This is a genomic window from Desulfovibrio sp. JY, assembly GCA_021730285.1.
Classification (GTDB): domain Bacteria; phylum Desulfobacterota; class Desulfovibrionia; order Desulfovibrionales; family Desulfovibrionaceae; genus Solidesulfovibrio.
On record CP082962.1, the window covers coordinates 1,474,846 to 1,487,943 of the forward strand.

Sequence of the window (13,098 nt, forward strand, 5' to 3'; positions counted from 1 at the left end):
GTTATGATTGAAATGGTTCGAGGCGGCATGCAAAGCAACTGGTTCGACGAAAAGCGCGCCGAGTTTATCCGCGACCTCTTGCGCGACTACTGCCTGTCGGTGCAGGTGCTGGAGGGGCTTTTCCAGGAATTCGACCGGTGCGGGGCCATGGCCTTCGAGGAATTGCGCGATCTCTTGGGCGAAGAGATGAACAAGGGGCTTCTGTGGCGCCTCAAGGACACGGCCCACCATCTCTTCCGCAACGGCGGCGCCTCGAGCCTGGTCGGGCAGTTTCTCGACTGGTGCATCGGCTACATCTTCCACGAGTCCATGAAGCTCAAGGAAGACGCCTACCAGCAGCAGAATTACGCCCCCTGGTTCCGGTCCATGCAGGAGCGCGAGCTGCCCGAGCCCGACCTCATCATCAGCCGGGAGCTGTTCCAGCTCCTCATGCAGACCGCCGAGAGCATGCAGCGCGAAATCCGGCGCATCCGTTTTCTTTTCGGCGAGTGCCGCAAGCTTTTTCCGCTCTACCTGGCCGACCAGAAGGAAAACCACTGGCTGGCCCGGCTCATGTTCAAGCGCAACGAACTGGTACGCGAGGTGTTCGGCGGCGGCTATCGGGAGCTTCTGCGCGGCGTCTACGGCGACACGCCGGAATTCATGTACGTGATGGCTTCGCGCAGCCTGCGCGAGGGCGGCTGGATGCAGCAGGCGGCCGAGGCGGCCGAAGAGGCCTGCCGCATGTGCCCGGACAGCGAGCCGGCCCGCCGCGAAAAGGAAATCGTCGACACCTGGCGCGCCCACCTGCGGGCGTGAGTATTTTAAGAGACCGGGGGGAAACTTTTCTGTAGAAAAGTTTCCCCCCGGACCCCCTTTCCAAAGACTTTTTCCAGAAGAGGGGAGGTTGCCGAGGTGACGCCCTTGAAAAGTTTTTGGGAGGGGAGAGCGCGAGAGGGGAAGCCCTTTTTTCAAAAAGGGTTCCCCTCTCGCACTGCCGCATCTTCCCCATCCCCCCATCCCGAGGCGAGGCCGTGACCAACCCGGTGCGCGTGTGGCGGCGGGTGATCGCTTCCCCCTTTGCCACAGCCTTGTTATTGGTCGCGGCCATTCTCATTTTGGCCACGGCCGGGTTCTATTACCTGGAGCTGCGCCACAACCCCGATAAGACCCTTTTCGACGCCCTGTGGTGGGCCATGGTCACCCTGACCACGGTCGGGTATGGCGACATCGTGCCGGGCACGGTCGCCGGCCGGCTGATCGGCATGGTCATCATGGTCGCCGGCATCGGCGTCATGGCGGCCTTGAGCGCCAATCTGGCCTCGGTGCTCATCGAACGCAAAAACCGCAAAAGCCAGGGGCTCCTGCCTGTGAAAACCGCCGGACACAGCCTTGTTTTGGGTTTCAATGCCCAGGCCCCGGAGCTGCTCCGGGCGCTCATCGCCTCGGCCCCGGCCGGGATAACGCCGGCCGTGGTGCTGGTTGCGACCATCACCCCGGAAGCCTTTGCCGAGCTTTCCGCCGACATCGGCCAGGGCGAACGGCTGGCCTTTTGCCGGGGCAATCCGGCCAACGAGCTGACGCTTGGCCGCGCCTCCCCGGCCACTGCCCGGGCCGCCTACATCCTGTCCCAGGACGGCCTCACCCGGGAGGACGCGGACCAGCAAAGCCTGCTTGCCGCCCTGACCGTCAAGAGCCTGGCCCCCAAGCTGCGGCTCTACGCCGAGGCCATGCTCGAATCCAACCGCAAGCACTTAAGCCGCGCCGGCGTGGACGTGACGCTCATCCCCGGCGAACTGGCCGGACGGGCGCTCGGGGCCATGGGCGAACACCCGGCCCTGTGGCATTTTCTGGAGCACCTGCTCGGCCATCCGGGCGAGCGGCCCATGCACGCCCGCAACCTTACCGCCGAGGAAAAGGGCCTGCCCTGGTCCCAGCTCGTCGGCCGCGCCCTGGCGGCCGGGGGCGGCGAACTGCCGGTGGCCGTGTTCCGGCTGCCCCGCGACATCGCCATAAAGGACCTGCTGGACGTGGACGCGGCCCTGGACAGCTTCATCTTGGAGATGCTGACGGCCTACGGCCAGGACGGCCGCATCGCCAGCCAGGGGCCGAGCGTGGTGGTCAATCCCGGCGACGGGGTTGCGCTGACCGGCTTTGACGGCCTGATCGCCTTGCGCATGGGCGGGGAGGCGCGGGGACACGACGCGCCGGCCGCCGCGCCCGCATCGGCGCCGCAGCCGGGCGCGGGAGGGCGGTCATGAGCGGGGATTCCTGGACCAGGGCCGAGCTTTTCGCCGGGCTGTCCCCGGAGGATCTGGCCGCCGTGCACCCGTCCTTCGACACCGTGGAGCTGTCGGCCGGCCAGGACGTCATCGTCGAGGGCGAGCCCGGCGACGACATGTTCATCCTGGTCTCGGGCAAGGTGCGGGTGCGCAAATCCATGGTGCTCAAGGGCATCGCCGTGCCGGCCCTGGACGCCGAGGCCGGCGGCAAGACGCTCTGCGAACTCTCCGACGCCCAGAGCCCCTTTTTCGGCGAGATGGCGCTGCTCGACCGCGACATCCGCTCGGCCAGCGTCACCTGTCTGACCGACTGCCGTTTTTTGCGTATCGACCGCGACCGGTTTTTCGCCCTGATCGCCGCCCGGCCGGACATCGGCGTGCGCATGGTCACGACGCTGGCCAGGCGACTGGCCAAGGTGGTGCGCAAGAATAACGAGGACCTGGTCAAGCTGACCACAGCCCTGGCCCTGGTGCTCAGCCGCCGCGACCGGGGGCGTTGACCGGGCCCCTACCTCCCCTTGCGCTGATACCGTCCCATGAGCGTGGCCGAGGCCAGGATATGGCCCTTGGCCGCGCGCAAAAGCTCCCCCTTGGTCGCTCCGGGGGCCAGGTCGAGCATGGCGTCGAGGGCGTAGAGCGTGAAAAAGTAGCGGTGGACGCCGCGTGGCGGACAGGGACCGCCGTAGCCGCAGCGACCCCAGCTGTTGCGGCCGGACATGCTTCCGTCGGGATAGCGTTCCGCGCTGTGCAGCCCTTCGGGCAGGCCGGGAGTGGCCGGGGAGAGGTTGTAGAGCACGAAATGATCCCACACCCCGGCCGGGGCGTCGGGATCGTCGCAGACAAGCGCCAGGCTTCCCGTGGTTTTCGGGACATCGCCGAAGGTCAGGGGCGGGGATATGTCCGCACCGTCGCAGGTGTGGCGCTCGGGAATGCCGCCCTCATGGACAAAGGCCGTGGAAGTCAGGGTCATGGCCATGGCGCGCTCCTTGGGCTGTTGCGACCGGCCCGGCAGATGGCTTGTCACGGGTCCCGGCCGGGGGAGTCTCCCCGGCCGGATGCTCGGGGAAGGGGAAAAGCCCCTTCCGGTCAATCGTCGAAATTACCCTCCGGTCCCTTGTCGCGGCTCATGCCCGCCGCGCGCGCGGCAATCTTGTCACGGGTCCAGTCGGCCGGGTTTTCGATGCGGTCGGCCTTGGGGCCGAGGTCGTAGGAACCGGCCGTGGTCAGGGCGTCGATGCAAAGCGGCGCGGTGTCGGCGGCATTGAAGACGTCGGTCAGGAGCCAGGAGACGAATTCCGCCACGGCCCCGGCCATCCGCTCGCGCACCGCCGTCGGCTGGGCGAGGAGCTTGTGCTCGAAGGCGCAGTTGAGCTTCTTGTAGTCCCCGGCCTTGAGCGCCTTGCCGTCGGCATAGGCCACCATCTGCTCCCACAGTTCCGGGGAAACGCCCTTGTCGGGTTCCTTGATGAAGTTTCCGGCCGCGTCCATGATGGCGTTGCCGTAGTCGTTGACGGCCACGCCCCAGGAAATCATCTGCAGGGCCGTGGCCACGTTGGCCTTGGTCGTGGCGGTCTTGGCCGCGATCTCCTTGAGCTTTTCCGAGGAATTGCCCGAGGTGCCGTGCTGGGCGCCGGAGATGCCGTAGGGGGCCAGGGCCTCGTGGATGCGGGCGGTAAGCTCCACCTGGATGCCGTTGCCCGAGGCCTCGATGCCGTGGGTGGTGCCGTTGTTGAGCGCGATCCAGTCCGGGTGCACGCCGTTGGCGTTTAGGCCCCTGATGAGAAAAAGCGCTTCCTCGGGCGTGGACAACCCGTCCTTGCCCTTGATCTCGCCCACTTCCGTCTCGTAGCCGGCCCAGGACGGCACGAACGGGGCCAGTTCGAGGTTGGCGATCAGGTTGTCGGCGTCGGGCAGGTGGGAGGCGTCGATGGCGATGGAGGTGATGCCGGCCTCGAACAGCGTCGGAATCTCCACCTTGGCCTCGGCCACGTCGCCGGGCTTTTTGATGCCGTAGTGGTCGGCGTGGATGGCGACCGGCACGGTGATGCCCAGTTCGTTGGCGGCCTGGTCGGCCTGGCGGGCGATGTTCCACATGGAGACGTCGCAGTAGTTGGACTCGGACCGGGCGATTTCCAGGATGATGGCGGCGTTCGCCCGCTGGGCGGCCATGAGCGCCCCGCGCAGCACGAAGCTGTTGCGGGAGTTGGCGGCGATGGTCATGGCGTGGCCTTTCTTGATCATGCCCCTATCCACGGCCTTGCCGCTGACGATAAGCGCCCGGGAATTGGGAAAAAGCTTTTTGATGTTGGGCGGGCGGCCCACGGCCAGGGCCTGTTCAAACGCGGGGTCCGTCTTGGTCATGCGATCCTCCTTGGCGTCGGGGCGGGCGGGGCCGGCCGCCTGGGCCGGGCGCGGACCTCCCTGATAGCGCCTGTTTGTTACGATACGGTCTGAGATGTCCTAGGCGGCGAACGTATCCGCCAGCTTGTGGCGTGAAACGATCTCCAGGGCGGCCGGATTGTCGGCCACGGCATTAAGCAGCGCGGCCACGGCCGGGGCGAGCCTGGCCCGTTCGGCCGGTTCCGTGACGGCGGCGAGCCGGGTCGCCAGATCTTCCAGCCGGGCCAGGTTGGCGTCGGCCGGCGCGGACTGGCAGCGGCCCAGGAAATCGCACGACACCACATCCCCGGGCGTCTGGGTCGACAGCCCGGCCACGAACACCGCGCCGCCGCAGACGGCGCAGGACAGTTCGCCCGGAGCGCTTTCGGCCACGGGAAACGTCCACTGGGCCGTGGTGTTGCCGCAGGCGTCGTACTTACGCATGTGGAAAAACGTGCTTTTGGCGGCCCAGCCGAAGTCGGCGTGGGTGGGGTCGTTGACGCAGAAAAGTTTGCGCGACAGCATGCTCGCTCCTTTTGCCCCGACACGGGGCGCATCGTTTGCAGCAATAGTACGGCCGGCGGAAACAATCAACAAATCGCCCGCAATTCCCCTTACGGGCAGGGGTTTTCCCTTTCAATGACAACCGCTTTCTGATAGCGCCTTGCCACGCCGGATACTGTCGACCGGCCGGGAGCAAGCGTGGCCGGATACCTGTACGTTTTGTGCGCCGCCTCGTTGTGGGGGCTTATCGGGCCGCTGTCCAAGCTGTCGTTCGCCGCCGGCATGGACACGGTGGAAGTCGCCTTCTGGCGCACCACCCTGGCCTGGTTTTTCTTCGCCGGCCAGGCCATCGCCGGGAAGGAAGTCCGCATCGCCCCCCGCGACCTGCCCGCCGTGGCCGGATTCGGCGTGTGCGGCATCGCCGGGCTGTTCGGGGCCTATGTCGTGGCCGTGGAAGCCGGCGGAGCGGCGCTGGCCTCGGTGCTGCTCTACACCGCCCCGGCCTGGGTGGCGCTTCTGTCCTGGTTTTTCCTCAAGGAACCCATGGGCGGCTACAAGGTGGCCGCCGTCGTCGCCACCATCGTCGGTGTGGCCGGCATCAGTCTCGGGCCGGGCGCAAGCGGCCATGCGGCCATCGGGAGCAAAGCCATCGTCTTCGGTCTGCTCTCCGGAATCACCTACGCGCTGTATTACATCTTCGGGAAATACTACCTGGGCCGCTACCGCACCCCGACGCTGTTCCTCTACGCCCTGCCCGTGGGGTCGCTGACGCTTTTGCCCTTTGTCCACTTCACCCGGCCGACCCTGGCCGGAGCCGTACCGTGCGTGGCCCTGGCCATCTTCTCCACCTACGCCGCCTACTCGATCTACTACGCCGGGCTGCGGCGTCTGGAAGCCACCCGGGCCGCCGTGGTGGCCACCATGGAGCCGGTCATCGCCGCCATCCTGGCCTATGCCATGTTCGGCGAGCGCTTCGACTTCGTGGGCTACCTCGGGGCCGGACTCATCCTCGCCTCGGTGCTCATGACCATCTGGGACGGGGCGCGCCAGCGCTTTCGCGCGCCGCTGCCCACCCCGACCGGGCAGCAGGACAAAGGCTAAAGAACGCCACGCCCCCGGCCGATCGATTTATGGGGAGCCCCGCCCGAAAGCAGCACGCGGCTGGGAAACGGCCATGAGCGAAATCGACCCGACGCAATCCGCCAATCCATTGCCGGCGCAAACGCCCGAGACGACCGGGACGTCGGCAAGTTCCCGTCCAGCCGCCCCCAGCCGCGACACGCCCCTTTCCGATGCCGACACGGTCAGCATCGAGGCGCTTTTCCCCACCCGCAACATCCGTCTCGTCATCGACCAGGCCACCAACATCGTCCAGGTCGTGGTCCGCGACGCCGCCACGGGCAAGGTGCTGCGCAAGCTCCCCGACGACGACTGGCTCAAGGTCGTCCGGGAACTGCGCGCCTTTGCCAGCGAAGCGATCATTGATCGGAAAGCCTAGGCGGGAGGGGAAGGAAGATGCCTCCGGCGGGCAGGAGAGGCGGGCCTCTCCTGCACCTCTCCTCCGGGGGGCTTGATGCCCCCCGGACCCCTGGATGGGCTAACTGGCCGAGAAACAACGCTTGCCACAGGATTCGAAACATTCTAACATCGAAACATGTCGAATTGTGAAATCGCGGAAGCGGAAGCCGAGAAGCGCCTGCTCGCCGCGGCCAAGGTGTTCAAATGCTTGTCCAACCCGCACCGACTGACGATTTTTCTCAGGATAGCGAGTTGCATGGGCGTTGGATCCAACTGCGAGACCAATGACGCGGAACTCGCCCAATACCAGTTCGAACACGCCAAGGCCCTTGGCCTTGCGCCGTCCACGGTGTCGCATCATTTCAAGGAGCTGCGCGAGGCGGGCCTCGTCCGCATGGCCCGCCAGGGCAAGACCGTGCGCTGCTGGATCGACGCCGCGACCCTCGAACTCGCCAGGGAAACGCTCGGCGCAAGCCCGTTCGCCCCGGCCCCTGCAGAAACGAAACCGGAGTAAATTTTGTCTACAAGGATTCTTTTCCTCCACGGCAGTCCCCGCCCACAGGGCAATACCCGCGCAGCGGCTCACATCGCCATGGAAGAGCTTACGTCTCTGGGAATAACGGCCGATGGCGTCGAAACCGCCAAACTCACGTTCAAACATCCCGGCTGCGTCAGTTGCTACCAGTGCCAGCAGTCGGAGGCCTACGGTTGCCACTTGGACGACGCTGTCGCCAGGGTCGTGGCCAGCATTCCGAACTATGACGCGTTGGTGCTCGCTACGCCCGTTTACTCGTTCAGCTTCCCCGCGCAAATGAAGATTGTCATCGATCGGATGTTCAGCCTGATCAAGTTTACCGAGACGGGAAGCTGGCGGAGTCCGCTTACCGGCAAGCCGATGGGCCTTTTAGCCACGGCCGGCGGTGGCATCGAGTCCAATCTGGCCTTGCTTGAGGCCCAATGGAAGATCATCGCTGAGAAGCTGGGGAGTCCCCTGTGCTCCTGCCTGCTGCCCTTTACCCAAGGCCCCGGCACCCTGGCCAAAGACGCAGCCGCCGTGATCCAAGTCCGGGAATTTAGCCGGAACCTGGGGAAACGCATACTGGGGTAGCGGTATTGCACGCCCGAAAAGCCCCCAGGCCTTGTCTCGCGCCTGACAAGCACCATGGAGAAGTTCGGCGAGGGTCAGCTCTTTTTACGGGCGCGCAGGTCGTCGAACTGACGACGCACGGTCTCCAGGCGTTCCCGGTAGCTTTCGGCGTCGCCGTATTCCAGGAAAAAGCGGTAGCGGGAGTGGACGGAGTTCGGGGTGCGGGCGTGGCGTACCGGGCACCAATACTGTTCGGTGCGGGCGGCCACCTCGCGGACGAAGCCAAGCAGGCCGTTGAAATAACCGCAATAGACGCAGTTCAGCTTCTCGATCCAGTTCAGATAGGAGAGCGACTGGCGGTCTACAATCATGAAATCGCCGCGTCGCACGCTGGGGATGCCGTAAATCGGGAAGCAAATCCGCTGGTAGATGCTGACGGTTATATCCATGAGCACGGCCGGGATGACCGCCCCCCAGATGACTGGGATGGTGAGAATCATCAGGAACCCGGATTCATAGACATAGGCCATCCATTTCTTGACCAGAAGCTTGTGTTGCCGCTTGATTTCCCTGGTGAAACGGACCTTTTTGCGCTCGATGGTGTAGCGGGCTTCACCGCCCGCCTGCTCGAACGCCTCGGCCAATTCCTTTTCCAGGGACTCCATCCGGGCGATGATGTCGTCGATTTTCGTCATGGGGGAAAAATGCCTCCGGCGTTCGGGAGGGGCCAAGCGCCTCCCGGACCCTCCCGAACGGTGAAAACGCGACCAACGCCGCAAGCGATTCCGCGACCATTCCCCTTTTCAAGGGGCCGGGGCGATGCTCCCCCCGGACGCCGGCCGCCTCGTAATTATTTATAATCTTTGTCGGCCGCTTTGACGGCCTGGATAAGGCGCATGAAATCGACGCCGGCCTTGTGCAGGTCGGTGTAGTGTTCGGCGTAGTTGATGTCGATGCCGGACATGGACTGGGCGACGCGGATATCGTCGAGGAAGCGTTTGACGTCGGCCGGGTCGGCGGCGGGGCCGAATTGCTTGGCGACGGCGTCGGTGATCAGGCTGCGGATTTCCTCGGCCTTTTCGGGCCGCAGGCGGGCGATGATGGCGTCGAGGGTGGGATTATTGTCCAAGGTAGGCCTTCTTGATGTCGGCGTTTTCGCGCAGGTTCGCGGCGGTATCTTCCATGACCACGGAGCCGGTCTCCATGACGTAGGCCCGGTCGGCGAGTTTCAGCGCGATATTGGCGTTTTGTTCCACGAGGAGGATGGTCATGCCGCGCTCCTCGTTGACGTTTTTGATGATGCGGAAGATGTGCTGGGAGATCATGGGCGAGAGCCCGAGCGACGGCTCGTCGAGGAGCAGCACCTTGGGCCGGCCCATGAAGGCCCGGGCGATGGCCAGCATCTGCTGTTCGCCGCCGGAGAGGGTGCCGCCGTATTGCTTGCGGCGTTCGTAGAGGATGGGGAAGAGCCGGAAGACGAGCCCCATGTCGGCATCGATGCCGTCCTGGTCGCGGCGGAAAAACGCGCCCATGTCCAGGTTTTCCTGGACGGACAGGCGCGGGAAGATGCGCCGGCCCTCGGGCACCTGGCAAAGTCCCATGCCCGGCAGTCTGTCGGAGCGCACGTCGATGATGGATTCGCCCAGGTAGCGCACGTCGCCGGTGCTGGCCTTGACGATGCCGCAGATGGTCATGAGGGTGGTGGATTTGCCCGCGCCGTTGGCGCCGATGATGGTGACGATCTCGCCCTCGCCCACGGTGAGCGACACGTCGCGCAGGGCCTGGATGCGGCCGTAGTGGGCGCTGACGCCCGAAAGTTCCAATATCGCGGCCACGGCTACTCCGAATCGTCCGAACGTTTGCCCAGGCGTGCCGCCGGCCACAGTCCGGCCGGACGCACGATCATCATGAGGGCCATGGCCCCGCCGAAAGCCAGCATGCGGTAGAGCTCGAATCCCCGGAACACTTCCGGCAGCGCGACCAGGGCCAGCGCGCCGAGGATGACCCCGGGGATGGAGCCCATGCCGCCGAGGACCACCATGGCCAGCACCATGGCCGACTCGATGAAGGTGAAGCTCTCGGGGCTGACGAAGCGCATGCGCGCGGCGAAGAAGGCTCCGGCCAGGCCGCCGAAGACCGCGCCCAGGGCGTAGGCCAGCAGCTTGAAGCGGAAGGTGTCGACGCCCATGAGTTCGGCCGCGGTCTCGTCCTCGCGGATGGCCTCGAAGGCGCGGCCGATGCGCGAGAAGTTGATGCGGTAGACGGCGATGACGGTGAAAACGGCCAGGGCCAGGATGATGTAGTAGAGGTATTCGAGCTTGCGCAGATAGAGGTGCTCGAAGGAGAAGGCGCCGTCGGCGAAGCTCGGCACGTAGACGCCCGGGGCCTTGATGCCGAGGATGCCGTTGGGGCCGCCGGTCAGGTCCATCCAGTTGTTGAGCACGATGCGCACGATCTCGCCGAACCCCAGCGTCACGATGGCCAGATAGTCGCCGCGCATGCGCAGCGTCGGGTAGCCGATGATGCAGCCGGCCATGGCGGCGAAGGCGGCGCAGACGGGCAGGCACACCCAGAACGGCACGGCGTAGTGCACCGAAAGCAGGGCGTAGGTGTAGGCCCCGACGCCGTAAAAGGCGATGTAGCCGAGGTCGAGCAGGCCGCACAGCCCGACCACCACGTTGAGCCCCAGGCCCAGGCAGATGTAGACCAGGACGTTTATGGCCACGTCCTGGGCATAGCGGTTGGTGAGCATGGGGTAGGCCAGGGCGAAGGCGGCCAGGGGCACGTAGAGCATCCAGCGCGGGGTTTTCCCCAGCCCTTCGGCCACGGCGTCGCGGGCCTTGCCGAGAGGGTTGAGCACCGGGTCGAGGACGCCGCGCTTGCCGAGGCGGTAGAGCACGAAGCAGACGGTGGCGGCCACGGCCACCCGCAGCCAGACCAGAAACGACCTCTCGAAATGGAGTTCGCCGTCGTGGATTCCCAGCAGCGGCCACAGCAGCAGGTAGAACCAGGCCAAGCCCAGGCCGAAGTATGCCCAGGATTTCCTAGACCCGCGTGTCATCGACGTTTTCTCCCATGATGCCGGTCGGCATGAAATAGAGGACGAGGATGAGGATCACGAAGGCGAACACGTCTTTGTACTCGCCGCCGTGGGGAATGTAGGCCGCGGCCAGGATTTCCACCATGCCGATGATGAAGCCGCCGATCATGGCCCCGGTGATGTTGCCGATGCCGCCGAGAACGGCCGCGGCAAAGGCCTTGATGCCGGGCACGAAGCCCATGTCGTAGCGCACCGAGCCGTAGTACATGCCGACCATGATGCCGGCGGCGGCGGCCAGCGCCGCGCCGATGGCGAAGGTGGTGCTGATGACTTTGTCGGAGTGGATGCCGACCAGGGCGGACATGACCTTGTCCTGGGCCGTGGCCCGCATGGCCTTGCCGATGCGGGTCTTAAAGACCAGGGCGTTGAGCAGGAAAAGGAGCAGGGCGGTGACGCCGATGATGCCGATCTGCATGTAGCTGACCCGCACGCCCCAGGCTTCGAAGCCGCCGTGGGTGAACTCGGTGGGGTAGGCCTTGTCGTAGACGCCCTGGGTGAGCATGAGCCCGTTTTGCAGAAAAATGGACATGCCGAGGGCCGAGAGCAGGACCGAAAGGCGCGAAGATTGGCGCAGCGGCTTGTAGGCGACCTTTTCCACGGCCATGGCCAGCATGGCGCAGTAGCCCATGGCCAGGATCAGGGCGAAGGCCAGCCCGAACCAGGGGTGGGTGGCCATGAGCCCCTTGGAGGTCATGTAGCTTAAAAGGATCACGCCCATGTAGCCGCCCGCGGCGAAGATCTCGCCGTGGGAGAAGTTGATGAGCGCGATGATGCCGTAGACCATGGTGTAGCCAAGCGCCACCAGGGCGTAGACGCCGCCGAGGGTCAGGCCGTTTATGAACTGCTGTATGAAGTATTCCATGCTGCCTGCGGTGCTGCTGTTGTTGCTGCTGCGGTGTTTTCCGGGGGAGGGGGCTTTTTGAAAAAAGCCCCCTCCCCCGGACCCCCTCCCGCAAAAACTTTTCGCGGGGGGCGATGTGCTCCATCAAGATGCTTCCGTCCCCCTTATGAAAGTCTTTGGAAAGGGGGTCCGGGGGGAAACTTTTCTTCAGAAAAGTTTCCCCCCGGCATCTTTTTTAATGTCTTAGTACTTCTTGCCGGTCTGCGGGTCCCAGTAGTTGACGAACTTGCCGTCTTTGACCACGCGGATGATGTAGTTGGAGCCGGATTCGCCATTCTTGGCGAACCTGATCTTCTTGGACGCGCCGTCCATGTTCATCTTGAGCAGTTCGGCCTTGATCTTGGCCGGGTCGGTGGACTTGGCTGCCTTGATGGCGGACAGCAGCGAGTAGGCGGCGTCGAAGGAGTAAGCGGAATAGGCGCCGGGCTTGCCGTACTTCTCGTAGGCGGCCAGGAACTTCTTGTAGGCCGGGGTGGTGTCGTCGATGTAGCCGAAGGTCAGGTACATGCCTTCGGCGGCGTCCTTGGCGATTTCCATCAGCTGGGGATGGTAGACCGCGTCCTGGCCGATGATGGCGGCGGTGACGCCGGCGCGCTTGGCCTGGATGAGCATGAGCGCCCCGGAGGCGGAGTTTTGCAGGCTCATATAGAAGACGTCGGGCTTGGCTTCCTGGATCTTGGTAAGGACGGCGGAGAAGTCCTTGTCGCCCTGGTTGACGTGGTCATGCTCGATGACCTTGATGCCTTCCTTCTTGGCCAGCTTCTCGACGTTGTCGGCCAGGCCCTGGGAATAGGTGGTCTTGTCGTCCACGATGAAGATGGTCTTGCCCTTGAGCACGTCCTTGATGAACTTCATGGCGGCGATGGACTGGTCGTCGTCGCGGCCGCAGACGCGGAACATGTAGGGCAGGCCGCGCTCGGTGACCTTTTCCGAGGTGGAGGCCGGGGTCAGCATGGGGATGTCGGCGTCGGCCAAGGCCTCGGAGGCCGGGATGGTGGCCGAGGAGCAGTAGGCGCCGACGACGCCCACGACCTTTTCGTTGATCAGCTTGTTGGCGGCGGCCACGGCCTGCCGGGGATCACAGGCGGTGTCCTCGGCGAAAAGCTCGATCTTGTCGTAGCCGGGGATGCCACCTGCCTTTTCGATGACGGCGATGGCCGCCCGGGCACCGTTGGCGATGTCGTTGCCGTCGGCGGCGTAGGAACCGGTCAAGGGGCTCATGCTGCCGATTTTGAGGGTTTTCGCCGTGGCCGTGCCGGCCATGACGAGGCAGATGGCCAGGGCCGTGAGGATGATGCTTCTCGTCTTCATGTCTCGCAAACCTCCTGTCTCCTTGGTCTCGCCCCCC

General features: G+C 64.8%; 16 protein-coding genes. 7 read left to right on the forward strand and 9 right to left on the reverse strand.

What is annotated here, in order from left to right; translation table 11 throughout:
* Nucleotides 1-27: 27 nt before the first annotated feature.
* The 3 genes from K9F62_06575 to K9F62_06585 all read left to right on the forward strand — a co-directional run bounded on the left by K9F62_06575 (nucleotide 28) and on the right by K9F62_06585 (nucleotide 2,761).
* Nucleotides 28-798, forward strand: coding sequence for a hypothetical protein (locus K9F62_06575; protein UJX42333.1), 771 nt, complete (start codon nucleotides 28-30; stop codon nucleotides 796-798).
* Nucleotides 799-1,013: 215 nt separating this feature from the next.
* Complete coding sequence (locus K9F62_06580) at nucleotides 1,014-2,240, forward strand: ion transporter (GenBank protein ID UJX42334.1); 1,227 nt, start codon at nucleotides 1,014-1,016, stop codon at nucleotides 2,238-2,240.
* A complete protein-coding gene (locus K9F62_06585; protein UJX42335.1) occupies nucleotides 2,237-2,761 on the forward strand; it encodes a cyclic nucleotide-binding domain-containing protein in 525 nt (174 codons plus the stop codon). The genes K9F62_06580 and K9F62_06585 overlap by 4 nt, the downstream gene beginning before the upstream one ends.
* Nucleotides 2,762-2,769: 8 nt before the next feature.
* Here K9F62_06585 and K9F62_06590 read toward each other — a convergent pair whose 3' ends face one another.
* The 3 genes from K9F62_06590 to K9F62_06600 form a co-directional block, all read right to left on the reverse strand.
* Nucleotides 2,770-3,237: a YbhB/YbcL family Raf kinase inhibitor-like protein gene (locus K9F62_06590; protein UJX42336.1), complete on the reverse strand. Its 468-nt coding sequence runs from the start codon at nucleotides 3,235-3,237 to the stop codon at nucleotides 2,770-2,772.
* A 110-nt stretch (nucleotides 3,238-3,347) separates the two neighbouring features.
* Entirely contained in the window at nucleotides 3,348-4,622 is a 1,275-nt protein-coding gene (locus K9F62_06595) for a class II fructose-bisphosphate aldolase (GenBank protein UJX42337.1), read from the reverse strand.
* A 99-nt stretch (nucleotides 4,623-4,721) separates the two neighbouring features.
* Complete coding sequence (locus K9F62_06600) at nucleotides 4,722-5,165, reverse strand: hypothetical protein (protein UJX42338.1); 444 nt, start codon at nucleotides 5,163-5,165, stop codon at nucleotides 4,722-4,724.
* A gap of 177 nt (nucleotides 5,166-5,342) precedes the next feature.
* Here K9F62_06600 and K9F62_06605 point away from each other — a divergent pair, with 177 nt between their 5' ends.
* From K9F62_06605 to K9F62_06620, 4 genes are all read left to right on the forward strand, one after another.
* Nucleotides 5,343-6,245, forward strand: a complete 903-nt coding sequence (locus tag K9F62_06605; protein ID UJX42339.1) for a DMT family transporter — start codon at nucleotides 5,343-5,345, stop codon at nucleotides 6,243-6,245.
* Between the two features lie 73 nt (nucleotides 6,246-6,318).
* Nucleotides 6,319-6,642, forward strand: coding sequence for a flagellar protein FlaG (locus tag K9F62_06610; protein UJX42340.1), 324 nt, complete (start codon nucleotides 6,319-6,321; stop codon nucleotides 6,640-6,642).
* 156 nt (nucleotides 6,643-6,798) lie between these two features.
* On the forward strand, nucleotides 6,799-7,176 hold the full coding sequence (locus tag K9F62_06615; protein ID UJX42341.1) for a helix-turn-helix domain-containing protein: 378 nt from the start codon (nucleotides 6,799-6,801) through the stop codon (nucleotides 7,174-7,176).
* Between the two features lie 3 nt (nucleotides 7,177-7,179).
* On the forward strand, nucleotides 7,180-7,770 hold the full coding sequence (locus K9F62_06620; GenBank protein ID UJX42342.1) for an NAD(P)H-dependent oxidoreductase: 591 nt from the start codon (nucleotides 7,180-7,182) through the stop codon (nucleotides 7,768-7,770).
* A gap of 74 nt (nucleotides 7,771-7,844) precedes the next feature.
* Here the strand turns inward: K9F62_06620 and K9F62_06625 are convergent, their stop codons facing one another.
* The 6 genes from K9F62_06625 to K9F62_06650 all read right to left on the reverse strand — a co-directional run bounded on the left by K9F62_06625 (nucleotide 7,845) and on the right by K9F62_06650 (nucleotide 13,061).
* A complete protein-coding gene (locus K9F62_06625; protein ID UJX42343.1) occupies nucleotides 7,845-8,444 on the reverse strand; it encodes a hypothetical protein in 600 nt (199 codons plus the stop codon).
* Nucleotides 8,445-8,599: 155 nt separating this feature from the next.
* A complete protein-coding gene (locus K9F62_06630; GenBank protein ID UJX42344.1) occupies nucleotides 8,600-8,878 on the reverse strand; it encodes a hypothetical protein in 279 nt (92 codons plus the stop codon).
* Entirely contained in the window at nucleotides 8,868-9,584 is a 717-nt protein-coding gene (locus K9F62_06635; GenBank protein ID UJX42345.1) for an ABC transporter ATP-binding protein, read from the reverse strand. The genes K9F62_06630 and K9F62_06635 overlap by 11 nt, the downstream gene beginning before the upstream one ends.
* Nucleotides 9,585-9,586: 2 nt before the next feature.
* Nucleotides 9,587-10,810 carry a high-affinity branched-chain amino acid ABC transporter permease LivM gene (gene livM, locus K9F62_06640; protein UJX42346.1) on the reverse strand — a complete coding sequence of 408 codons (1,224 nt, stop codon included), beginning with the start codon at nucleotides 10,808-10,810 and terminating at the stop codon, nucleotides 9,587-9,589.
* Nucleotides 10,794-11,711, reverse strand: coding sequence for a branched-chain amino acid ABC transporter permease (locus K9F62_06645; protein UJX42347.1), 918 nt, complete (start codon nucleotides 11,709-11,711; stop codon nucleotides 10,794-10,796). The genes livM and K9F62_06645 overlap by 17 nt, the downstream gene beginning before the upstream one ends.
* Before the next feature lie 222 nt (nucleotides 11,712-11,933).
* Nucleotides 11,934-13,061: a branched-chain amino acid ABC transporter substrate-binding protein gene (locus tag K9F62_06650; protein ID UJX42348.1), complete on the reverse strand. Its 1,128-nt coding sequence runs from the start codon at nucleotides 13,059-13,061 to the stop codon at nucleotides 11,934-11,936.
* Between the last annotated feature and the right edge of the window lie 37 nt (nucleotides 13,062-13,098).